We start from the raw sequence: 22,524 nt of genomic DNA on the forward strand, positions 1-22,524 counted from the left end.
TCTGCGATAGAGCGCATGCCGGGATTTCGAACAAAGGCTAGCTTGCGATGCGCAACCGACGAGATCGAACAAAGCTTCTCAGCCGGTCGGCATCCATTGCGTGCCCGAATGCGTAGCCTTGCAATATGTCGCAGCCAAGCCCTTTGAGCACACGTGCGTGCTTCATCGTCTCAACGCCTTCGGCAATGATCTCGATACCTAGGGATTTGCCAATTTCGATGATCGACGAGACGACCTGCCGTCGCTGGGGGGAGCTCACGATAGGATCTATCAACTGGCGATCGATCTTCAGGCGGCGAGGCTGCAATTTGAGCAGGCTGACAATGGAGGCATAGCCGGTGCCGAAATCGTCGATTTCGATGTCGATGCCGAGTTGCTTGATCTGCTCGACGTTCCAACTTACCAGATCATCGTTGTTGTCGAGGAAGATCGACTCGACAAGTTCAAATGAAAAAGTGCCCTTCTTGATGTTGAGCTCCCGCAAACTCTTCAGAAGTTCCTCGTCTCGAAGGCGCCGCGCCGAAACGTTGACTGATACACGCGGAATGCCGATCTTTTCGGCGGACCACGCTTCAAAATCCAAAAGCGATTGCTGGAGGATTTTGTGGTCTATCACCGACACGACGTTCAGCTCTTCAGCGGTCTTCAGGAAAACGTCAGGCGCCAGTATCCCTTTCTCTGGATGTCTCCACCGCGCCAGAGCTTCAACTCCCACAATCTCGAGGGTCTTTGCATTAAATTGAGGCTGATAGAATACGATGAATTCGTCTCGCTCGAGACCGGCTAGAATCTCGTCGGCAATTCTCTTCGTGTTGACGATTTCGCTTTGCAGCTCTGCACTGAAGAATTCATAGCGGTTGCGGCCCCGCCTCTTTGCCCGGTAGAGGGCAATATCGGCGTTCACCAGCAACTGCTTGCTATCGACGTCTCTGCCATTGTCGATCGCAATTCCGATGCTGACGCCAAACCGACATTGATGGCCGTGGTAATAAACAGGTCTGCGCATCTGCTCGACAATGTTATCGGCGAGCGCCGCTGGCTGGCTGACATCGTCATACACCGTGCAGAGTATGACGAATTCGTCGCCTCCAATCCGAGCGACGAAACCGCGGTCACCGACATTGGACTTGAGAACAGATGACGCATGCACCAGCATTGCGTCACCCGCCGCGTGGCCGAGCGTATCGTTGATGTGCTTGAAACGGTCCAGATCGACGTGAAGCAGCGCCGCGTAGCCGCCGCCGAGCTTGGCCTGTGCCGCATAATCCTCCAGCACTTGGTCCAGGTAGCGCCGGTTGGGCAAATCCGTCAGCGAATCGTGTAAGGCGATGTGTTCTATGCGCGCCTTGGCAGACTCGAGTTCCGTGTTTTTCGACTCGGTCAGCTGTTTAGCGCGAACCAGATCGGTGTTCAGCAAAACATCCGCCGTCACATCCCACTCCGCGCCGACCATTCGAGGCGCATTGTTCGCGGTCTGGTAGAAGATCGCCCTTGACCGGACGTGACGAATTTCGCCGTCCGGACGAACCACCCGGTATTCCGATGAATATGTGCCCCGCCCGGCAACGGCTTTGTCGAAGTCGGCAAGCGCGCCAGGCAGATCGGCGGGATGAATGGCCCCGGCCCAGTCCGAATATCCGGGCGGCCCGCTGTCGGCATCTCTCCCGTATATTTCGTTGACGCGATCGTCCCACGCAAGATGGTTGGTTTCGAGGTCGTGCTCCCACACTCCGATGGCCGACGCCTCCAAAGCAAGCTCCAGCCGTCGCGACAGCCGGTGCAACTCCCAGTAGTTTCGCTGCCTTTCGCCAATCAGGCGACTCGCCGTCAGGAAGGGGAGTAAGATCAGCGCCGCCGCCACCACCATGATCGCCCGGAGCAGCCAGGCGTTGGCGGGAGTGGTGGGCCAACCACCCCTGGGAATCGCAGCGATCCGCCAGGAGCCGGAGGGGACCAGAACGTCGGCCGTCACCGGATTGCTTTCGACAACCTGTTCGTCACCGAAAAACTGGGCTCCGTTCGCGCCGAGTGCGTCCTTGCCGATGAGGGCGACGTCAATCCCGAGATCCTTGTCGAGAAGACCGCTCGCCTGGTAAAGGCGCTGCACGTCGACGACCGCGGAAACGATGCCCCAGAACCGGTCGGTGTTGCCTGCGCTTTTCACGAACACTGGAAATCGGCCAACGAAGGCCCGTCCGCCTTGCTGCAGATCGACCGGGCCGGCGAGAATTGGCTTGCGCTCGTCGCGCGCGCGCAACGCAGCCGCACGCTGCTGGTCGCTCTTGCGGTAATCGAGGCCGATGGCCTTCTCGTTGCCGGCCATCGGGTACATCAAGGAAATGACCAGGTCGGGTGCGCCGGCAATATTGCGAAGTTGAGACTCTTCGTTGAACAGGCGGCTGGCAAGCTCCGAAAAACGTTGCTCTCCCATGTAGGGCTCGGTCGTGACTGCCGCGACCAGACCTCGCGCCAGTTGAAGGTTGCCGTTGATGTTCCCTTCGAGCTTGGCGCGAATGACGTTGACCTTGGCCAGGACATCCGCGCGGGCGGCCTGATCCGAGACGACCTTGTTCTGATGGTCTGCGAATACTGCGCAAACGGCGACAACCACCACCGCGATCGCAGCCGGAATCCTCGCTGGTGAGAAGACCGCCGCCTTCAGGCGGGCGAATCTGTTGGCGAAAAAATCCAATAGGGCGAGTCCCCTTGTGCTTCTCAGTTGTCCGGACGAGCGTGCGCAAGGGAATATTAGTCCGCTATGGCTTAATTTTAGCCTTCACGATCTTTAAAAGTTTTGCAGTTTCCGGACGGTTCGGGCGCCGTTGCGTGGGATAATCGCGCCATAACTCCAAAATTACGAAGTTAGTGGCTATCGACCTTTTTCGGGATGATCCGGTACGTCCCGACACCTCGCTTGGTCGCCCCAATCGAATAGGCCATCGGAATTTTGGGGGCGTTTTCGGGCAGGCCGTACATATCCCTGCCGGCCCTGACCGCGAATGAAAAGTGCTTCCAGGAAACCGTGTCGTGCTCGTTGAGAAAATCGAGCGACAACCCCGCTCCGATCAGCGCGTTCACCACGTCGCTGATCGGATGGATCCACTCGTAATAACGAGGATGCTTCAAGGTTCGCTCATCGCCGGTATAAGTCAGTGCCTCGCTCCAGACGAGCGGCCGCGCTATCGGTGTTCGCCAGTCATGCTTCAACTCGAGCGCTGCGGCCTTGCGATTGCACTGGAACATCAAGGGATGGCCCTCGGCCATATAGAGGCGGCCGCCGGGCCGCAGAAGATCAGCGACCACCCGCGCCCAACGGAAGACATCATCAAGCCAGTTCACCGAGCCCCAGGTGACGTAGACGATGTCATAGGTCCGGTCGAGCGCTTCGACAGCTTCATACAGCGGCGCTTCCACGAAGCGAACGTCGCTGCTTGCCTTGGAGGCGAAATCCCGCGCCGCGGCGATTGCCCTCGGTGAAAAGTCCAGGCCGGTCACGCTGCCCGCGCCCAGATTTCTCAGGCTGATTGTGTCCAGCCCGATGTGGCATTGCAGATGGACGATGTCTTTGCCGAAAATGTCGCCGACTTCGCGCGTTTCCAACTCATAGAGGTTGGACCCGCCAGCCAGTACATTTTCGATGCGGTAGCTGCCCGTTCTGTCGGTCGCGTGCAGTTCGGCCCGATCATCCCAATTCAGGAGGTTCGTGTCCAAAAACGGTTCCAAACTGCCCCCGATCTTGGCCGTCGCAAGGTTAACGGCTGGTTAACAGACATTGCAGTGGAAGGGCACGCGCGTCAATCCCGGACGTCGGAAGCGGCGCGGTGCGCATGCTTGCTTGACGGGGAATTGCGGGCACTAGAATGCCGGGAAAACTACCCCTTGATCGCCGAACCGACGATCGAGTCGACGAAGAAGTGATAATCGACTGACCGAGAGCCGCGTTGGCGCCTCTCGGCGCCGATAAGGTCACAACGTGCTGTTCACAGCCGAATGCTTGGGCGGCGCGTCATTCTCATCGGGATTGGGGACCGGCTCCTCATCGGGCAGACGATCCGGATCCGGCTCGCGCACGGGCTTAGGTTCCGGAATGGGTGGCGGCGTGGGCTCCGGCGTGGGAACCGGATCCGGATTGGGGAGAATTGCCATCGTGTTCCTTCCGCTCGATATCTTGGCAAGCTCTGCTCGATCCCAACAAGCGGGATGTCCTGCCCGACCTGAAATGATGGAAGTGATCGCCGCATTCAGACGCTTCGTCGGGAGTGATTGCCGGCGCAAGCTGGCAGAACGGTCGCGCCCGCGGATGGTTCCAACGCGATTGCGGGGGCGCGATGGCGACAAGGAGCGATCAAATGATTCTGCGCGCCTGTTTCGGCTCTTGCCGGCGTTGGTCGGCGCGTTAGTTCCCATTGCGGGCGAGTGGTCATCTGCCGAAATAGGAGGCGGCCGTGAAGCATCAAACCGTTGATCAACTCAATGCCGTTGCCGACGTTCATGCCGAAGCAGCGGTTCTCTTTGCCAACCGGGGCCAACGCCTCGAACGCTGGGCGCAGCTTCTCGAACAAAATCCGAGCCGCCGCCTCATGGCGCTCGCGGGCACCGAATACGCCTCACCCGACATGCGTGAAAGAATGCGCTCCGACGGATCCGCGATCACCGTCGCTTTCGAGGACCCGATCTTTCGCGCGCAAGGCTTGCAGAACGACTCATATGGCGAAGCCAAGCGCTTCTTTGAGATGAGCGACTGGCAGCTGCATGAGGTCGTCTGCCATTGCCATGTCGGCGCCAACATGCCGGCACGCTGGGCGGCGTCGCGCGTGCGCGCGGCGATCTCTCCGGGTGCAGGCATTCTCGCCTGGCTGAGGGCGGTGTTCATGCATTGACGCGATCCCGTTCGCGGGATCGCGCCGGGGCAACGTTTTCATAGAAGAGGTGGAGAGGCGCCGGACTCTCCTCGCTCTTCAGCGATCGATCTCGCCGAAGACGATGTCGAGCGAGCCGATGATCGCTGCGACATCCGCCACCATGTGCCCGCGCGACAGAAAATCCATCGCCTGGAGATGGGCGAAGGACGGCGCGCGTATCTTGCAGCGATAGGGAACGTTGCTGCCGTCCGAAACCAGATAGACGCCGAACTCGCCTTTCGGCGCCTCCACCGCCGCATAGACCTCGCCACGGGGCACGCGGTGGCCTTCCGAGTAAAGCTTGAAATGCTGGATGGTCGCTTCCATCGAGCGCTTCATGGTGGCGCGCGGCGGCGGCGTGATCTTCCGGTTCGGCACGGCGACCGGACCCCGGCCATCGGGCGAGCGCAGCTTTTCAAGGCACTGCCGCATGATGCGCACGGACTGGCGCATCTCTTCCATGCGCACCAGATAGCGATCGTAGCAGTCGCCGTGCTTGCCGACCGGAATGTCGAAATCCATTTCGGAATAGCATTCATAGGGTTGCGCCTTGCGCAGGTCCCAGGCGGCGCCTGAGCCGCGCAGCATGGGGCCGGAGAAGCCCCAGCCCCAGGCATCATCGAGCGAGATCGTGCCGACGTCGACATTGCGCTGCTTGAAGATGCGGTTGTAGGTGAGCAGGCCGTCGAGATTGTCGCAGACCTTCAGGAACGGATCGCAGAAATCCCAGATGTCGTCCAAGAGCTGCTCCGGCAGGTCCTGGTGCACACCGCCGACGCGGAAATAGTTCGCGTGCATGCGGGCGCCGGATGCGCGCTCATAGAACACCATCAGCTTCTCGCGCTCGGCGAAACCCCAGAGCGGCGGCGTCAGCGCGCCGATATCCATGGCCTGCGTGGTGACGTTGAGAAGATGCGACAAGAGCCGGCCGATCTCGCAAAACAGCACCCGGATCAGTTGGCCGCGCCGGGGGACGGACAGTTGGAGAAGCTTTTCGGCGGCAAGGCAGAAGGCATGCTCCTGGTTCATCGGCGCGACATAGTCGAGGCGGTCGAAATAGGGCAGGGCCTGCAGGTAATTCTTGTATTCGATCAGCTTCTCGGTGCCGCGATGCAGCAAGCCGATATGCGGATCGGCGCGGTCGACGATCTCGCCGTCCAATTCCAGCACCAGCCGGAGCACGCCATGCGCGGACGGGTGCTGCGGCCCGAAATTCAGGGTGAAGTTGCGGACTGCGGCCTCGGTCATGGCGACCTCCGCAAAAGTGAGTATTCGAAGGCGAACCGCAGCCGCTCGGCCGCGCGCCGGCCGGTCATGCGGTCGTCTGGATGATCAGCGTCAGCGTGCCGTCGCCGTCGATATTGGCGGCAACGACCTGTGTCGAGTTGAGGCCGTTGGCGCGCAGAACCGACGTTGCTGCGGGTGAGGCATCGACCGAGCTCTGCAGCTTGGCCAACTCCTTGGCGGTCGTCCTGGTGACTATGGCTTCGGCCTGCGCCTTCACCTCCGAAGGCAGGTCCTCAATGGCCACCACGACAATATTGGTGACGTTCTGGCCGGCATTGTCCTGATTGGGCAGCGCCTGGTCGGGGGCGGGCTCCTGGGCCGATGGCGGGGCTTGCGGCTGCGGATCGGCGAGTTGAGCAGGAGCGGGCTGCGTCAGTGCCATTGCCGATAGCGTCAGCACCATCGTCAATATGCGCATGGTTTTTCCTTTCCATCTCGATCTGACGAAGAAAACCCCGCGGCCGGGCGATGGTTCCCGGACATGCGCCGGTACGGCAACCTACAGGGCGCGCATTGTCCGGAAGGTCACGGAGTAGCGGTGTCGTTCGACGGGCGGAATGCTGTGCTCCCATTCGTTTCGCGCCGGGCCCGACATGAGATAAACGGATCCGGGCTCGACCTCGATCGTTTCACGCTCCCAGGCAGCGCCGTTCTTGCGGCGAAGCCGGAAGCTGCAGGGCGCCAGCAGGGAAACGCCGGCGACAAGCTCGAAATGCGGCTTATCCCGGTGCCAGCCTATGCCGGTGCCCGGGCGATACTCGTTGATCAGCACTTGGGCGAACCCGGCGGCGGCGACATTGGCGAAATCGGCGACCTTGGCGCGAAGCGGCAACAGGAAGTCCGGTATGGGCGGCGCCTCCACGACCTGGCGGCGTTCGTAATCGTAGCGCAAGCCGAAGCCGACAATCTGCCTGTTGGCAAGATGGCCGTGAAAATCGAACGGTTCGAAAGGCAGGCGCTGGATGTGACGGATCAGTTCGTGCGCTTCGTCGCGCGCAATCAGGTCCGGCTGGTAGGAGAAGCCTTCCGGCAGGGTTGCAGGCGTATCGAAAAGATCGCCCTGGAGGGCAACGGCGGTTCGGGTTTTGGCTGGTGACATGCGGCTCACATAGGCAATGAGAGCGCTTCCGCAAGGCCGACCTCCGGCATAGGGAACCTCGCTGTGCGCGAAGGATTAGGGGTTGGAAAGCAGGATGCCGTACATGCCTTCCACCGCGATCAGGAACATGCGCTACGATCCGTCGAGGCGCGTCCTTTCGGTATGGTTCGTTCCAAGCGGCGACCGTTATGATTACGAGGATGTGGGACCCGAGACCTACGCAGCTTTCAAGGCAGCTTCCTCGAAAGGTCAATTCTTCAACGAATTCGTGCGCGATCGTTTCAGGTATCGGCTGGTTGAGCATGGACGTGCGCATTGAACGCCGAGGCCGGCGTAAAGCACGGACTGACCTCTTCAATGACACGCTTTGATGGCAGTCCCCGTCATGAGGCTTTTGAGGTTCAACAGCTAGCTCCCCAATATGACGCGTGCCAGTTGCGATGGATTTTCAACCGACGAGAAATGTCCGGTATCCTTGAGGGTAAACGTGCGCGCGTCAGGGAGCAGTGCCCGGCTCCGCTCGCGCTCGTTGCTGGCGTGCGCGGCGGAACGTTCCAGCCGCAGCTATCGCGACTGGCTGGTGGTGAAGCCGAGCAGGACCCCACCATCGCTCCCTATTGAAAAGCAGCGGGCCGTTCAGCGGAGTAGCGGTGAGCAGGACGGGCGAAAGCCGCCCAAACGATAACATCGCACACCGTCGGAAGGGAGATCGCGCGGCCGGATCGGCATAGTGTGAGGTGGCGACCGACATCAATTCTATCCCAGAATTCTTTTCATGGTGGCTCGCTGCATCGAACGCGGCGTCAGGCGATTTGAAAATGCAACGATGTTGTTCATGAACCCGGCAACCACCGACGCTTTCCCTTGTGACAGCGCTCGGAGACCGATTTCGGCGACAGGACGGGGCTTCATCGTCAGAAGGCGCAGCATGGGCGAGACGGGAGCGCCGGCTGCCGCATCGAAGCCCGTTTCGGTGTGTCCAGGGCAAAGACTGGTGACGACCACCCCTTGCGGACGAAGTTCGTCGTGCAGAGCTTCTCCAAAAGCCAGCACATAAGACTTCGTCGCTGCGTAAGCAGCAAAGGTGGGAACAGGCTGGAGCGCCAAGAGACTCGCAATGAGAAGGATCTGCCCGGATCCCCGGGCTGCCATGTCCCGCCCGAAAACATAGCTCAGTTCGGTGAGCGCCGTGATGTTGAGCTGAATCATATCGGTGGTGCGCTCAAGTGGCGTTTCTAGAAATTCGCCATGCAACCCGTATCCGGCATTGTTCACCAGAATGTCGATCTGTAATGCCCTCTCATCCAGGCTTTTCTTCAAACCGGCCGCGGCGCCAGGCGCGGCAAGATCGATTGGCTCCACAAGGATATCGACGCCGTATTTTCGGCGAAGGTCGACGGCGAGGTTTTCCATTGGCTCCTTTCGCCGGGCTGCGAGCACGAGATTGACCTTCTGCGCTGCCAGCAGTTCGGCAAACTCGAGCCCAAAGCCACTTGATGCACCTGTGATCAGGGCTCGTTTCCCCGGGGGGACATCCAATTCAACAAGGGAGATTTGTGTCCTCGCATCCGCTGTGTGTCGCATCTGTTTCCTTTCAATTAACCGGGTCGTATCCGCGCACCTGCCATCAACCTTTCTGCGCGATATGCTCGGGCGAGATCGCCTCGTGGGTCGAGCTTGGAAAGGGAACAAGCAGAAAAGGTCGGAACAGAGTGTCAGCCATGAGCGGCTCCATCCCACCGCCGAAACAGCGCGCTGGCATTCACTCCGCCGAAGCCGAACCCGTTGCAGATCGCGTAGTCCATCGCCATTGGCCGGGCTTGGTTTGCGACGAAATCGATGCCGTCACCGGCTGGATCGGGAGCGCTCAAATTGAGCGTAGGCGGGGCCACCTGGTCTCTGAGCGCCAGGATGGTGAAGATCGCGCCAAGCCCACCCGCGGCTCCGAGCAGGTGTCCGGTCGCTGACTTCGTGCCGCTGACGGCGATAGTGAAATCCGCGCCGAAGACGCTTTTGATCGCCGCCATCTCTCCGATATCGCCCACCGGCGTGGAAGTCGCATGCGCATTGAGATGACGAACCTCACGCGGCGAAATACCTGCCTGGGCGATTGCGATCTCCATGGCACGGCGCGCGCCATCGCCGTCCTCGGGGCCGGAAGTGACGTGATGTGCGTCCGCCGACGTGCCGTAGCCGACGAGCTCGGCGAGCGGCTCGGCGCCGCGCGCGAGCGCATGATCCAATTCCTCGATGACCAGGATACCGGCGCCTTCGCCCATGACGAAACCGTCGCGCGCCATGTCGAATGGGCGAGAGGCTTGGTCGGGACGGTGATTGAAGGAGGTGGAAAGAGAACGCGCCGCTGCAAAGCCGCCGAGGCTGACGACGTTCATGCATGCTTCGGTGCCGCCGCACACGGCGATATCGGCCTCATCGGCGCGGATAAGACGAGCCGCATCGCCGATCGCCTGGATGCCAGCCGCGCATGCCGTGACCGGCGCGCCGAGCGGACCTTTGAAGCCGTAACGGATGGAGACGTGGCCCGCCGCGAGGTTCACCAGGAATGAAGGCACCGTGAAGGGTGACAGACGCCGCGCGCCGCGCTGATCGACCGTTCGCACCGCCTCTGTTATGGCCGGGAACCCGCCCACGCCTGAAGCAATGACAGTCGCGGTGCGAACCCGATCATTTTGCAAGGCCGGCTTCCATTTCGCCTGAGCTATCGCCTCGTCCGCCGCCGCCAGCGCGAAGAGAATGAAGCGGTCCACTTTGCGCTGGTCCTTCGGAACCAGGAACGCATTCGGATCGAAGCCGGCTTGCGGGTCTTCTTCCAGGGAGGGAACCGTTCCACCAATCTTGGCGGGCAGGCTTTCCACCACCTCGTCTGGAAGCCGGCGGATGCCCGAGCGACCGGCCAGCAGGCGCGACCACGATGTTTCGACATCCGCGGCCAGGGGCGTGACCGCGCCCATGCCCGTAACAACAATCCGTCGCATCTATGCTCCTATCGCTTGGCCGTGTCGGTCAGGCTGCGCAGGCCGTTCAAGCCGCGACTGCTTCGCGTACTTGATCGGTCGCCGCATCCAGAAAGGCCTGCGCGAGGTCGGGGTCGTTGACGGCTCGCGAGAGGAGCACCGCGCCGACCATGGTCGAGAGAATGGCCTTGGCCTTGCCGCTGGGTTCCTCGTCGTCGGCCTCGCCAACCCAAGGGCCGAGCATCTCGAGGTATTCCCGGATTCCGGCTTCGAACGACGCCTTCACCTCGGCGCTCTGTCTGGCCGCGTCAGAGCCGAGCGCCACGACCGGGCAGCCGTCCATCTTTTCTTCGCGATGTCCCTCGCTGAGATAGAAGTCGAGCACCGCGCCGAGCGGATCCTCAGGTGTCGCCGCGACCGCGGCCGACCACCGGCCCGCGGCGCTTTCCAAGGCCCGCCTGGACGCCTTTGCCGCCAAGTCCTCCTTCGAGGCGAACTGTTTATAAAAGGCGCCTTGGGTGAGCCCGGCGCCCTTCATCAGATCCTTGAGGCCGATGCCGTCGAAGCCGTGCTCCCGAAAAAGCCGGCTGGCCACATCGATCACGGTTTGCCGGTTCTGCTCAGCCTGAATGCGACTTACACGCATCGTCGATCTCCATATTTAGATTGCGTACCAAATCTATATCTCAGTTAGAGACCGAACGCAATCTATCAAGAGAGATGCGGGACAGAGGCTTCGCCACGTGAAGCGGTGTGGCGGTCCGCCGCGGATAGAGCTTGTCATATTTTAGATTGCATACGAAATCTAAATGGTATAGAGTTCGATCACAATCTAAAATGGGGTTACGAGGATGGTCCGCAGAATCTCGGGCGACGCAGGACACAGCATAGAGAATGAACGCAATCTGTTTCGACGTGAGGCGATGGGCATGAAAAAGAGACCGGTTATTATGCTGGGTGCGATCCTGATCGCGGGGTCAGGAGCGATCGCGGTGTCAGGGGCGACGGCATTCGCCACATTTGCCAATTCCGCGCCGGAAGCTTCCGCCGCGAGCGACCCGAGGCAGGAGCCGCCCGTCGTCAGGCTGGCGATGGCAGCGCAGGTGAGCGGTTCCGAACGCAGCTTCACGGGCATCATAGGGGCGAGGGTGGAGAGCAATCTCGGCTTCCGCGTTCCCGGCAAGATTATCGAACGGCTCGTGAATGTCGGCCAGCAGGTAAAAGCCGGTCAGCCGTTGATGCGGATCGACGACACTGACCTTCGCCTCGCGCTCAGGGCAAAGCACAATGCCGTTGTCGCCGCGCGTGCGATCGTCGCTCAGACCGAGCCGGATGAACGGCGATACGCCAATCTGCTGAACGATGGATGGGTCCCCCGGCAGCGGTACGAGCAGGCGAAGGCCGCAATGGATACCGCCGCGGCCCAGCTCGCCGCCGCCGAAGCGGAAGCGAAGGTCGCGGAGAATGAGGCGACCTATGCGGTCCTGGCGGCGGATGCCGATGGAACTGTGGTCGACACGCTTGGCGAGCCGGGCCAGGTCGTCTCCGCCGGCCAGACAGTGGTTCGGGTCGCCCAGGCCGGCCCCCGCGAAGCGGTGGTGGCGCTTCCCGAAACGATCCGGCCGGCGATCGGCTCCGTTGCCGAGGCCAGCGTCTACGGGGGTGATGAGCAACGCCATGCGGCACGCTTGCGACAATTGTCCAACTCCGCCGATGCCCAGACCCGCACCTATGAGGCCCGCTATGTGCTTGACGGTGAGGCCGCGGCCGCGCCGCTTGGCGCGACGGTAACCATTCGCCTTGCAACCCAGGCAAGTCGGCCGGAAGTCCAAGTGCCGCTTGGGGCGGTACTCGACGACGGCAAGGAGACCGGCGTTTGGGTCTTGGACAACGCCACGTCGACCGTACACTTTCAACAGGTCAAGCTTGTTCGTGTGACCGGCGAATCCGCCGTGATCTCCGGATTGAGTTCCAGCGATCAGATTGTCTCGCTCGGCGCTCATCTCCTGCAGGAGGGCGCTCGCGTCAGGACTGTGTCCGAAAGCGGGAGTAACTGACGGTGAACCTCAATCTTTCAGCGATCGCCGTTCGCGAACGCGCCGTCACCCTGTTCTTCATCCTCCTGCTGGTGGCGGCCGGCGCTTACGCGTTCCTTATGCTCGGGCGGGCGGAGGATCCCAACTTCACCATTAAGACCCTGACGGTCACGACGGCATGGCCGGGCGCGACGGCCCGCGAGATGCAGGACCTTGTCGCCGAGCCGTTGGAGAAGCGGCTTCAGGAACTCACCTGGTACGATCGGGTCGAAACGACCACGCGGCCGGGATACGCCTATATGACGGTCACGCTCAAGGACAGCACGCCACCATCCGCCGTGCAGGAAGAATTTTACCAGGCCCGCAAGAAGCTGGGGGATGAAGCCCGCAACCTGCCGCCCGGCGTCTACGGCCCCTTCGTCAACGACGAATATTCGGATGTGAGCTTCGCCCTTTATGCGCTGAAGGCCAAAGGCATGCCGATGCGTGAGCTGGCCAGGCAGGCCGAGGCAATTCGACAGGACCTCCTGCACGTGCCCGGCGTCAAGAAAATCAACATCCTCGGCGAGCGTCCGGAACAGATATTCGTCGAGTTCTCCTATGCCAAGCTGGCAACGCTGGGCGTGTCGGCACAGGATATCATCGTCGCATTGCAGCGGCAGAACACCGTCACACCGGCGGGCTCGATAGATACTCAGGGGCCGCAGGTCTTCATCAGGCTCAACGGCGCTTATGACAGCGTCCAGGCTATCGCCGACACGCCGATCGTTGCCGGGGGGCGGACGCTGAAGCTTTCCGACGTTGCCGAGGTCCGCCGCGGCTACGAGGACCCTCCCACCTATCTCATCCGACGCCAGGGCGAGTCCACCATCATGCTCGCGGCCGTCATGCAGGAGGGTTGGGATGGTCGCGCGCTCGGCAAGGCGCTGGAGGACCGGACCGCGGCCATCGCACGGACATTGCCGCTCGGGATAACGCTCGACAAGGTGTCCGACCAGGCCGTCAACATCACCTCGGCGGTCGATGAGTTCATGTTGAAGTTCGCGATGGCGCTCGGTGTCGTGCTGCTGATCAGCCTGCTCAGCATGGGCTGGCGCGTCGGCATCGTCGTGGCGGCTGCCGTCCCCCTGACGCTCGCCGCCGTGTTCCTCATCATGCTGGAGACCGGCCGGTTCTTCGATCGCATCACGCTCGGCGCCCTCATCCTGGCGCTCGGTCTTCTCGTGGACGACGCCATCATCGCCATCGAGGTGATGGTGGTGAAGATGGAAGAGGGCATGGACCGCATCAAGGCGGCGGCCTATGCCTGGAGCCACACTGCGGCGCCGATGCTGTCGGGAACGCTTGTGACGATCGCCGGGTTCCTGCCCGTGGGCTTCGCACGCTCGACGGCCGGCGAATACGCCGGCAACATCTTCTGGGTCGTGGGGTTCGCCCTCATCGTCTCCTGGATCGTCGCCGTGGTCTTCACGCCCTACCTTGGCGTCAAGATGCTGCCCGCGATCAAACCGATCGAGGGCGGCCACCACGCGATCTACAACACACCGAACTATCGGCGCCTTCGCCGGCTCATCACCTTTGCGGTGCGCCACAAGTTCGTAACCTCCGGTATCGTCGGCATTGCCTTCGCGCTTTCCGTTGTCGGCATGGGTGCCGTCAAGCAGCAGTTCTTTCCGACATCCGACCGCCCTGAGGTGCTGGTGGAGGTTCGCCTGCCGGAAGGCACCAGTATCGAGACGACGACCGCCACAGTTGAGAAGCTTGAGCACTGGCTTGCCGACCAGCCCGAGGCCAAGATCGTAACGAGCTATGTCGGTCAGGGCGCTCCGCGCTTTTTCTTCGCGATGGCGCCGGAACTGCCTGATCCCGCCTTCGCCAAGATCGTCGTGCTGACACCTGACGCCGAGGCGCGCGAGGTGTTGAAGCACCGGCTCCGGGAGGCGGTATCAAATGGACTTGCGCCCGAGGCCAATGTGCGTGTGACCCAGCTCGTGTTTGGCCCCTACACGCCGTTCCCGGTCGAGTTCCGGGTGATGGGGCCTGATCCCGCGCAACTATATGCCATCTCGGAAAAGGCCCTCGACGTCATGCGAGGCATCCCGGACGTGCGGCAGGCCAATCGCGACTGGGGCAATCGCACGCCCGTGCTGCGCTTCATTCCGGATCAGGATCGACTGAACCTCATCGGGCTCTCGCCGGCGGAGGTGGGGCAGCAGCTCCAGTTCCTCCTCACCGGCATCCCCGTCACGCAGGTCCGAGAGGACATCCGCAATGTCCCCATCGTGGCCCGCAGCGCCGGCGGCGAACGGCTGGATCCGTCGCGTCTGGCCGATTTCTCGTTGATGAGCCGGGACGGCCGGCAGATTCCGCTCGACCAAATCGGCCATTCGGAGATCCGTCTTGAAGAGCCGATCCTGAAGCGTCGCGACCGGACGCCCGTCGTCACGATCCGCTCCGACATCAACGAAGCGACTCAGCCTCCGGAGGTCTCAAAGCAGATCATGAAAGCCCTTCAGCCGCTGATCGCGTCCCTTCCGGCCGGCTATAGCATCGAAATGGGCGGATCGATCGAGGAGGCTGAGAAGGCCAACACAGCTTTGGGCAAGATCTTTCCGGCCATGATCGCCGCCATGCTGATCGTCATCATGCTGCAGGTACGATCCTTCTCGACGATGGCCATGGTCATGCTGACGGCGCCGCTTGGGCTCGTCGGCGTCGTGCCGATGTTGCTCACCTTCAACCAGCCCTTCGGGTTCAACGCCATTCTGGGCCTGATAGGGCTGGCCGGCATCCTGATGCGCAACACCCTGATCCTGACCGAACAAATCAAGGAGAACCGTGCTGCCGGGCTTGACGACTATCACGCCGTCATCGAGGCCACGGTGCAACGCACGAGGCCGGTGATCCTGACCGCGCTTGCCGCCGTGCTGGCGTTCATCCCCCTTACGCACTCCGTGTTCTGGGGATCGATGGCCTATACGCTGATCGGCGGCACGGCGGCCGGCACGGTGCTGATCCTGCTCTTCCTTCCTGCTCTCTATGCCGCGTGGTTCCGGATCAAGCCGACCGAAGATGTGGCCCATGAGGCTTCGACCGAAGAACCCGAATTGCAAGCAGCGATGGCTGCCGAATAGGCACTGTGTCGGGGTGTCCACGAATCGTCTGGTCGGAACGCGAACCGACCGGACGAGAAGCGCAGGCGCATTTTGGAGTGGCGGAGGAGCGCATTCGCAGCGCTGGCGGGCCGCTAGACTGTTCACCGTTTCACGGAGACGGCGGAGAGCTCTATCTCTTTGTTTTGGCGCAATTCCTGGCGGAAAGCCGTGTCACGCTTTTCCAAGAAATGCTCTCAGGATCGTGCAGGCCCTTCATCAGTTGTTATGTGTCATTGACGCTAACGTAGGAAACGCGTCTCAAAAGGTTGCAGCAGAACTCAAGAACGCTGACTTCGCTGACGCACTGGAAGCGTCGGACTACCTAGTGACCCACTGCGGATGAACCTGTAGCGACAGCCCCAGCTTGCCTCCGCGACTTGTTGCTGGCGCGGGATGCCAGCAATCCGAAAAGGGCGCCCTCTATGCGTATTGAATTGACCGCCGTCTCTTGCCTATCTTTATTTGAATTTGGGGGTTCCGCTGTGGCCGAGAAAAGTGATGAAGGCAGGCTAGATATCTCATTCGAGTTGACTGACAGAGGTGTCACCGGCTCCACCAACCTTCGAACGGTTTCGGTTTTTGATCGCTTAATCGGAGCCCTTTTCGGTCGCTGGACACCTGGCCTCGAACGAAAGCCTGTGCTTACCGAAGCGGTGACAGAAGGTCAGCGCCGGCTGATCGAAGCGGCGGTTAACGCTGGTGTTAAAGACATTGAAGAGAGGGGCATGTCCGCGAGCGACGCGGCTCGCGTTTTGGCGCAACTCGATCCGAAGGCGCGGAATATTGCGCACGTTGCACTTGAGGCTTTCGAGGAACTGACCTCGCGACCTTCTGCCACCGAGGATTATGGGGGTTCAACTATTGAACATAACGCCAACGTAGATGACGATTGGCTGAACTTTTTCGAGGGCTACGCCGAGAAGGCCAGCAGCGAGAATATGCGCAAGCTTTGGGGGCGCATTCTTGCGGGGGAAATTAGAAAGCCTGGGGCGTTCTCGCTACGAACTCTACAGATAGCTTCGGAACTCGATCGTGAAACTGCCTCTCTGTTCCAAGAGTTCGCCGTACGCCGATTGGGGAAGACGATATTGAGCACCGAAGTCGCGGAAGATAAGAATATTTTGAAACTGGTCAAACCGATGCCTAGAATTGATGAACTAGACGCTGCAGGACTAGTCGACGCGGCGAGCGGGATGGGTGTTTCCAGGAAGCTTGAGCGGCCCGACGACAATACGCCCTCAGGTATGGCAGTCGGAACAAAATTGGTAGGATTCCATATCAAGCCAGGTCGCGATATTCAGCTAAGTGGATACAACCTGACCAGGGCTGGGATTGAGCTTGCGTCATTTCTACCCGTAGACGAGCAGGCCACTATCAACAACTTGGTTAAACAAGGGAAAAATGATTGCGACCTCATCACCTTGCATGAAATTGTGACCTTGAATGACGGCAGTCAAAGCGTTTCCGAAACATGTATTGCCACGCTTTATGACGCTTCAAAGACGGAAGACTAGCTTACGCTTTCCCTAGAGTGGAACTTTCCTCGTCTAACGAGTACGGCACTGGCAGATACGCGGCACGGCGAAGTAGCACTTGCAAATCCGCCCGCGATGCCTCGGCGATATGGTCTGCGGCGCTTTCCAGTTCCTGCACGAATTGATGGCGGGACATCGCAGTCACTGAAACTTGGAAGCCGCGCTCTCAAGGGCGGGCCGTAGGTTCTCGAACGCCCTTTTGAATGCGGAGTTGACGTCATCGTGGGTGTCTCCCCAGGCCCACAAGTAAAGGCAAAGGGTGCTTCCAAGCACATCGTCACTAGTGCGGCCTTTGGCCTCCATCGGGTCTTGGACAACGCCACGTCGACCGTACACTTTCAACAGGTCAAGCTTGTTCGTGTGACCGGCGAATCCGCCGTGATCTCCGGATTGGGTTCCAGCGATCAGATTGTCTCGCTCGGCGCTCATCTCCTGCAGGAGGGCGCTCGCGTCAGGAGCTTGCTACATTGCCCAACGCAGAACGCTTGTCTGCCGTCGGTCGACCGCATTTTGTCAAAGGTGAAGCTAGCCTAGACTAGGCGAATGTCATGTCCATCTGACATCAGGCCGGAAACACCGAGCTGGCAAACACCGGCCGGCAAGATTGTGCGTCCCACAAAGGCGTCGTCGATGCGAACAGCCGAAGCAGCAGCCGGATTAGCAGTAAGAGCGCTGCATTGACCGGGCGAGGCCCCCAAACGGATGGATTTATCGAAACCGCGCGCGCATAGTACGAGACTAAGGTGCGCTGTGATTGAAAATGCCCGCGCCGCGCTATGTTACTTGCAGGCTGCGCTGGCTATTTTCTCGATCGTTGCGGCGCCGGCAACTCGGCTGGGAAAGGTTGCAAGAAGGGGCCGACCAAAAGCGGTGTCCCTTGTGTCATTGGTCTAGGTGCTTTTTGAGACCGGCGGCGGCTCACTGTTATCCGCTGCCGAGCAGGGAGGAAAGACAATGGACGGAGGATCGCATTCCCAATCAAGGCGAGGCTTTCTGAAGACGGGCGGACTTGTCGCCGGGCTGACTGCGACGGCGCTTACCGCTCCCTGGGTTCGAAAAGCTGGAGCCGCTGACACGGTTACTTGGAAGATCCAGACCTCCTGGCCGGCGGGTGTCGGGCTCGAAACTTTCCAGAAGTGGTGCGGCACGATCAAGGAGAAAACCGGGGGCCAACTCGAGTTCCAGCCGTTCAAGGCAAAAGACATCGTTGGCGATTTCGAGCTGCTCGACGGAGTGAAGAACGGCGTCCTGGAAGCGATGAATTCGTTTTCACTCTACTGGGCCGGCAAGCTTCCGGCTGCTGCCTTCCTTTCGTCCTACACCATGGGGTTACGCTATCCGCATGAATGGGACATCTTCTTCTATTCGAAGGGCGGTCTCCAGGCGGCGCGCGATCTTTATGCGAAACAAGGCCTGTACTACGTCAACCGCATTCACCATGGCCCGAATATCATCCACTCCAAGACGCCGATCCGCTCGTTCGAGGATTTTAAAGACCTGAAGCTGCGAGTTCCGGGCGGCATGATCGCCGAAACGTTCGCCAAGGCCGGAGCCAAGACGACGCTGCTTCCAGGCGGCGAGGTTTTCTCCGCTCTGGAGAAAGGCACGATCGATGCCGCCGACTACACGGGGCCGGCGGTCAACTGGGCGCTCGGATTCCAACAGGTGACCAAATACATCTCCATGGGCCCGCCAGGACTGATGTCGGTGTACCAACCGGTCGACCTGATGGATTTCGCCGTCAACATGAATGTCTGGAACCAGCTCCCGGACAATCTCAAGAAGTTCGTAGAAGACGAGATCCAGGTCTATTCGAACACCCATTTCGGCGCGATCCAGAAAGCCGACATGGAGGCCTGGAAGAAATTCACCGATGCAGGCATCGAAATAAATCGTCTTGGCCCAGAAGATCTCCAGAAGTTCCAGGAAATTGCGCTGCCGATCTGGTTCGAGTGGGCTAACAAGGACAAGGACGCGGCGCGCATCTTCAAGCTGCAGCTCGAGGTGATGGAGAACCCGACGGTCGGTTACGTCACCCCGGACATGTATCAGGGACTGACCATCAACCTCTAAGCCCTTGGCGCCCATCCTGACCGGATGGGCGCTCTTCTCCTGCAGCAGGCGTTCACCGATGCCTTCCCTCACATTTGTGCTGCCGCACTGGCTCTACTGGTCAAGCCTCGCGGTCTTTCCGCTGGTTGCCGCCTATTTTGTTTATCGCGAGCGGGCACAGCGCGACGCCGGCCGCCCAAACCTGTTTCTTACCTATCTGTTCCTGGCCACCGCCGGCTTCCTCGGCATGCATCGTTTCTATCTGAAGAGCAGATGGGGATTCGTTTTTATCCCCTTCTTCATCGCGGTGCTTTGGACAAGCACCCAGGTGCGCGACGGACGCGAGGCAGTTTCACTCGCGCGATCCCAGAGTGAGCATGCCGAGAGGCTGTTGCCGCGTGCCAAGGCAGATGCGGCAGCCAGCAAAAACGGTTCAGCCGAGCACCTCGCGAAAGTTGAGGCGGACGCCGCGGCCGCGCGCGACAATCTGGCCGCGGCTGTTCACGAGCTCGAGCGCGCCAGCAGCATCAGCCGGATTGCCGGACTCCTGCTCGGTCTCGTTGTCGTCGGCGACGCCTTTCTCATACCCCGTCTTGTGCGGCGCGCCCGCGCGAGTGAGACCGGGCGCGCCGCGACCGACCATGAGATCATCGTCGATGTGCCCGCCACACCCGTCAAGCAGCCTCTTGCGCCATTCAGGCCGGTCGACTGGCTTGTCAGGGTGACAGGCGAGTTCGTCGCTTATTGGTCGGTGCTCGCGGTCATGGCGTACTACTACGAAGTGGTCGCCCGATTTGTTTTCAACTCCCCGACCAACTGGGTGCATGAGAGCATGTTTCTCATGTTCGGCATGCAATATATGCTGGCTGGGGCCTATGCCTATCGCGATGAGACGCATGTCAGGGTCGATATCGTATACAGCCATCTCTCGGAACGTGGTCGCGCGATTTGCGATATCATCACCTCGGCGTTCTTTTTCCTGTTCGTGGGTACAATGCTCATTGCCGGCTGGCGCTTTGCCAGTGATGCGATGGCGGTGGGCGAGAGCTCTTTCACCGAGTGGGGTATTCAATACTGGCCGGTGAAGCTCGCGATTCCCGTCGGGGCTGCGTTGCTGCTGCTTCAAGGTCTGTCTCGCTTGATGCGCGACATCGCGACCGCAACAGGAAGGCTCCGCTAAGCCATGGGTCTCGAGCTCCCGATCCTGTGGCTGAGCATACTGATGTTCGGCGGCCTCGGCGTGCTTTTGTTGCTCGGACTGCCGATGGCCTTCTGCACCGGCAGCCTCGCCGTTCTCTTCCTCTTTTTGTTCGGCAATGCGGCCATGCTGAACATGCTGCCGTCGCGGATTTTTCCTTTCATGACGGATTATCAGCTCTCGGCGGTGCCGCTTTTTATCTTCATGGCGGCGATTCTCGAAAAGGCGGGGATCATCGAGGAACTGTTCGACGTCGTCTATAGATGGCTGGGCGGGCTGAAAGGCGGACTTGCCTCCGCCACGGTGATCTCCTGCACCTTGCTGGCCGCAATGGTTGGGGTCGTGGGCGCGACGGAAGTGACGATGGGCATGATCGCGCTGCCGGCGATGCTGCGCCGCAACTACGACGCCAAGCTCGCCTGCGGCTCGCTGCTTGCCGGAGGAACGCTCGGCATCCTCATTCCCCCTTCGGTGATGGCGATCGTCTATGCCGTCGTCGCGCAACAGTCCTTGGGCGAACTGCTGGTCGGGTCGGTCTTCCCCGGCCTGCTGCTGTCTGGGATGTATGTCGTCTACGTCACGGCGCGCTGCTACATCAACCCCAAGCTCGGCCCGGCGTTACCACCGAACGAGCGCATCGGTTTTGGGGAAAAGCTGAGGCTTCTGCGCCGCACGTTCATGCCCATTCTGCTCATCCTGCTTGTGCTCGGGGTTATCTTCCTTGGCATTGCCACGCCTGTTGAGGCCGCCGGCATCGGCACGTTCGGTGCTTTCGTCGTCTGCGCCGCCCATCGTCGCCTGACCTGGGACACGATCCGGGAAGCCGGCGTGGCGACCCTCAAGGCGACTGCGATGGTCATGTGGATATTCTTCGGAGCCACCATGTTCGTGGGCTTCTTCATCCTGAAGGGCGGGCAGAACTTCGTCGCCGAATCCATCCTTGGCACTGGCCTGGCGCCTTATGGTGTTCTTGTGCTGATGATGATCATCCTGTTCGTCCTCGGCATGTTTCTCGATTGGGTCGGAATCCTGCTGCTGACTGTGCCGATTTTCCTGCCCATTCTGAAATCGCTTCAGTTCGATGGCGCGTTGGGATTCGCCGGCGTGGCTCCCGAGGATGTGCCGCTCTGGTATGGCGTCATCTTCATGGTCAACATGCAGATGGCTTTCCTCAGCCCGCCCTTCGGTTACTCGCTTTTCTACCTCAAGAGCGTCGCACCACCGGAAATCTCGATGGCCATGATCTTCCGGTCAGCAGTGCCTTTCCTGTGTCTGCAGGCGATCGGAGTGGGCCTATGCATCGTGTTTCCCTCGATTGTCGTGTGGCTGCCGAGGGTCATGTATGGAGGCAATTGACCGTATCGGCGGCTTTGATCTTTCGACACTCCGCGGCGGCGAAATGTTTGGAGCCGGGCGCGGCGATGATCCACCTTCACGTGCGCGACCGGCGCGGCCGGCACATTCTTGATCCTGACGCATATCGCACCGCCACTCTTGCCAGATACCAGGTACCATCCCGCTTATGTGGCCTCGGTGCCGCCGATCGTCGCATAAGGTCTTGCTAATGTTACACAGTTTGTTACACAGAAATTGATGTATTTCGACCTGCGGGGATCAAGGGCCACAACGAAGATTATGAAAATAAAGGGTTTTTGCGGAAGCAAGCTGGCGGAGAGAGCGGGATTCGAACCCGCGTTACGGTTTCCCGTAAACACACTTTCCAGGCGTGCGCCTTCAACCACTCGGCCACCTCTCCGTCCTTGCATCTCGCGCAGGCTGGTTTCGCCGCGCGGGTTGGGGAGATGCTCCCACGGGAAGTCCTCAACGGATTATCTGGTGTGCCTCCAACCGGCAGGCAACCCTTCCCTGCACCGCTAGCCGTCCAGGCAAACAGGCGCGGGGCTCATCTAGTCGATCCGAAAGCGAATGCCAAGCCATATCGGCATTCCGTGTCGTAAGCAGATGAGTTGTCCGGATTAGGTAGCACGTGAGTTGTCCGGTTTTATTGCCAGCCCATGGAGGCTGGGTTGAGACGGACAGCATGGCTACAGGGCCGGAGAATGCAGAAGTTTCGGGACGTACTTAGCCGCTGGAATGGCGGCGATCTTTCGATGATGGAGGCAGGCGAGTTGCTGGGCATGTCGGAGCGGCAATTTCGCCGCTACCGTGACCGTTACGAAGAGGCTGGGGAAGCAGGGTTGCTCGACCGGCGTTTGGGCAAGATTTCGACGCGTCGGGTGCCTGCGGAAGCGATCGAGGAGATGCTTGAGCTTTATCGTCATCGCT

General features: G+C 60.4%; 17 protein-coding genes, 1 tRNA gene and 2 pseudogenes. 11 read left to right on the top strand and 9 right to left on the bottom strand.

Annotation, left to right across the window (positions count from 1 at the left end):
- Nucleotides 1-37 precede the first annotated feature (37 nt).
- Together F3H96_RS28790 and F3H96_RS28795 are read right to left on the bottom strand one after the other, a co-directional pair.
- Nucleotides 38-2,620 (bottom strand): EAL domain-containing protein, encoded by a 2,583-nt coding sequence (locus F3H96_RS28790; RefSeq protein WP_149805050.1) that lies wholly within the window; start codon nt 2,618-2,620, stop codon nt 38-40.
- Nucleotides 2,621-2,862: 242 nt separating this feature from the next.
- A complete protein-coding gene (locus F3H96_RS28795; RefSeq protein ID WP_244620201.1) occupies nt 2,863-3,711 on the bottom strand; it encodes a class I SAM-dependent methyltransferase in 849 nt (282 codons plus the stop codon).
- 734 nt (nt 3,712-4,445) lie between these two features.
- Between F3H96_RS28795 and F3H96_RS28805 the strand changes: the two genes are divergently transcribed.
- Entirely contained in the window at nt 4,446-4,880 is a 435-nt protein-coding gene (locus tag F3H96_RS28805; protein ID WP_149805035.1) for a hypothetical protein, read from the top strand.
- 78 nt (nt 4,881-4,958) lie between these two features.
- Here the strand turns inward: F3H96_RS28805 and F3H96_RS28810 are convergent, their stop codons facing one another.
- The 3 genes from F3H96_RS28810 to F3H96_RS28820 form a co-directional block, all read right to left on the bottom strand.
- Nucleotides 4,959-6,149, bottom strand: a complete 1,191-nt coding sequence (locus tag F3H96_RS28810; RefSeq protein WP_149805036.1) for an NADH-quinone oxidoreductase subunit D — start codon at nt 6,147-6,149, stop codon at nt 4,959-4,961.
- A 64-nt stretch (nt 6,150-6,213) separates the two neighbouring features.
- A complete protein-coding gene (locus tag F3H96_RS28815) occupies nt 6,214-6,606 on the bottom strand; it encodes a hypothetical protein (protein ID WP_149805037.1) in 393 nt (130 codons plus the stop codon).
- A gap of 81 nt (nt 6,607-6,687) precedes the next feature.
- Nucleotides 6,688-7,287, bottom strand: a complete 600-nt coding sequence (locus F3H96_RS28820) for an alpha-ketoglutarate-dependent dioxygenase AlkB (protein WP_149805038.1) — start codon at nt 7,285-7,287, stop codon at nt 6,688-6,690.
- A 103-nt stretch (nt 7,288-7,390) separates the two neighbouring features.
- Here F3H96_RS28820 and F3H96_RS28825 point away from each other — a divergent pair, with 103 nt between their 5' ends.
- Both F3H96_RS28825 and F3H96_RS30790 read left to right on the top strand, forming a co-directional pair.
- Nucleotides 7,391-7,606 carry a KTSC domain-containing protein gene (locus tag F3H96_RS28825; RefSeq protein WP_149805039.1) on the top strand — a complete coding sequence of 72 codons (216 nt, stop codon included), beginning with the start codon at nt 7,391-7,393 and terminating at the stop codon, nt 7,604-7,606.
- Nucleotides 7,603-7,908, top strand: coding sequence for a hypothetical protein (locus tag F3H96_RS30790; RefSeq protein ID WP_188131581.1), 306 nt, complete (start codon nt 7,603-7,605; stop codon nt 7,906-7,908). The genes F3H96_RS28825 and F3H96_RS30790 overlap by 4 nt, the downstream gene beginning before the upstream one ends.
- Before the next feature lie 135 nt (nt 7,909-8,043).
- On the opposite strand, the gene F3H96_RS28835 is transcribed toward F3H96_RS30790, so the two are convergent.
- From F3H96_RS28835 to F3H96_RS28845, 3 genes are all read right to left on the bottom strand, one after another.
- Nucleotides 8,044-8,871 carry an SDR family oxidoreductase gene (locus F3H96_RS28835; protein WP_149805040.1) on the bottom strand — a complete coding sequence of 276 codons (828 nt, stop codon included), beginning with the start codon at nt 8,869-8,871 and terminating at the stop codon, nt 8,044-8,046.
- 131 nt (nt 8,872-9,002) lie between these two features.
- Entirely contained in the window at nt 9,003-10,283 is a 1,281-nt protein-coding gene (gene fabF, locus F3H96_RS28840; protein WP_149805041.1) for a beta-ketoacyl-ACP synthase II, read from the bottom strand.
- Nucleotides 10,284-10,329: 46 nt separating this feature from the next.
- Nucleotides 10,330-10,908 (bottom strand): TetR/AcrR family transcriptional regulator, encoded by a 579-nt coding sequence (locus tag F3H96_RS28845; protein WP_149805042.1) that lies wholly within the window; start codon nt 10,906-10,908, stop codon nt 10,330-10,332.
- A 283-nt stretch (nt 10,909-11,191) separates the two neighbouring features.
- Between F3H96_RS28845 and F3H96_RS28850 the strand changes: the two genes are divergently transcribed.
- From F3H96_RS28850 to F3H96_RS28885, 8 genes and pseudogenes are all read left to right on the top strand, one after another.
- On the top strand, nt 11,192-12,319 hold the full coding sequence (locus F3H96_RS28850) for an efflux RND transporter periplasmic adaptor subunit (protein WP_149805043.1): 1,128 nt from the start codon (nt 11,192-11,194) through the stop codon (nt 12,317-12,319).
- Nucleotides 12,320-12,321: 2 nt separating this feature from the next.
- Nucleotides 12,322-15,432 (top strand): efflux RND transporter permease subunit, encoded by a 3,111-nt coding sequence (locus F3H96_RS28855; protein ID WP_149805044.1) that lies wholly within the window; start codon nt 12,322-12,324, stop codon nt 15,430-15,432.
- Between the two features lie 443 nt (nt 15,433-15,875).
- Nucleotides 15,876-16,967 (top strand): DUF2806 domain-containing protein, encoded by a 1,092-nt coding sequence (locus F3H96_RS28860; RefSeq protein ID WP_210248185.1) that lies wholly within the window; start codon nt 15,876-15,878, stop codon nt 16,965-16,967.
- A gap of 327 nt (nt 16,968-17,294) precedes the next feature.
- Nucleotides 17,295-17,522 (top strand): annotated as a pseudogene (locus F3H96_RS31420) (hypothetical protein); the annotation flags it as partial.
- A gap of 420 nt (nt 17,523-17,942) precedes the next feature.
- Nucleotides 17,943-19,061, top strand: coding sequence for a TRAP transporter substrate-binding protein DctP (dctP, locus tag F3H96_RS28870; RefSeq protein WP_149805045.1), 1,119 nt, complete (start codon nt 17,943-17,945; stop codon nt 19,059-19,061).
- 58 nt (nt 19,062-19,119) lie between these two features.
- Entirely contained in the window at nt 19,120-20,220 is a 1,101-nt protein-coding gene (locus tag F3H96_RS28875; RefSeq protein ID WP_149805046.1) for a TRAP transporter small permease subunit, read from the top strand.
- 42 nt (nt 20,221-20,262) lie between these two features.
- Nucleotides 20,263-21,594, top strand: coding sequence for a TRAP transporter large permease subunit (locus F3H96_RS28880; RefSeq protein ID WP_244620202.1), 1,332 nt, complete (start codon nt 20,263-20,265; stop codon nt 21,592-21,594).
- A pseudogene (locus F3H96_RS28885) lies at nt 21,534-21,728 on the top strand (3-keto-5-aminohexanoate cleavage protein); the annotation flags it as partial. The gene F3H96_RS28880 and the pseudogene F3H96_RS28885, both read left to right, overlap by 61 nt.
- A 176-nt stretch (nt 21,729-21,904) precedes the next feature.
- Here the strand turns inward: F3H96_RS28885 and F3H96_RS28890 are convergent.
- Nucleotides 21,905-21,994, bottom strand: a tRNA-Ser gene (locus F3H96_RS28890).
- Nucleotides 21,995-22,524: the final 530 nt, after the last annotated feature.

The sequence above is a fragment of the Mesorhizobium sp. NFR06 genome (assembly GCF_900115245.1).
GTDB lineage: Bacteria > Pseudomonadota > Alphaproteobacteria > Rhizobiales > Rhizobiaceae > Mesorhizobium.

Coding starts and splice junctions, on each gene's coding strand:
- F3H96_RS28820 (WP_149805038.1), bottom strand. CDS start 7,287: ATGTCACCAGCCAAAACCCGAACCGCCGTTGCCCTCCAGGGCGATCTT.
- F3H96_RS28810 (WP_149805036.1), bottom strand. CDS start 6,149: ATGACCGAGGCCGCAGTCCGCAACTTCACCCTGAATTTCGGGCCGCAG.
- F3H96_RS28815 (WP_149805037.1), bottom strand. CDS start 6,606: ATGCGCATATTGACGATGGTGCTGACGCTATCGGCAATGGCACTGACG.
- F3H96_RS28860 (WP_210248185.1), top strand. CDS start 15,876: ATGCGTATTGAATTGACCGCCGTCTCTTGCCTATCTTTATTTGAATTT.
- F3H96_RS28825 (WP_149805039.1), top strand. CDS start 7,391: ATGCCTTCCACCGCGATCAGGAACATGCGCTACGATCCGTCGAGGCGC.
- F3H96_RS28850 (WP_149805043.1), top strand. CDS start 11,192: ATGAAAAAGAGACCGGTTATTATGCTGGGTGCGATCCTGATCGCGGGG.
- F3H96_RS28845 (WP_149805042.1), bottom strand. CDS start 10,908: ATGCGTGTAAGTCGCATTCAGGCTGAGCAGAACCGGCAAACCGTGATC.
- dctP (WP_149805045.1), top strand. CDS start 17,943: ATGGACGGAGGATCGCATTCCCAATCAAGGCGAGGCTTTCTGAAGACG.
- F3H96_RS28875 (WP_149805046.1), top strand. CDS start 19,120: ATGCCTTCCCTCACATTTGTGCTGCCGCACTGGCTCTACTGGTCAAGC.
- F3H96_RS28835 (WP_149805040.1), bottom strand. CDS start 8,871: ATGCGACACACAGCGGATGCGAGGACACAAATCTCCCTTGTTGAATTG.
- F3H96_RS28880 (WP_244620202.1), top strand. CDS start 20,263: ATGTTCGGCGGCCTCGGCGTGCTTTTGTTGCTCGGACTGCCGATGGCC.
- fabF (WP_149805041.1), bottom strand. CDS start 10,283: ATGCGACGGATTGTTGTTACGGGCATGGGCGCGGTCACGCCCCTGGCC.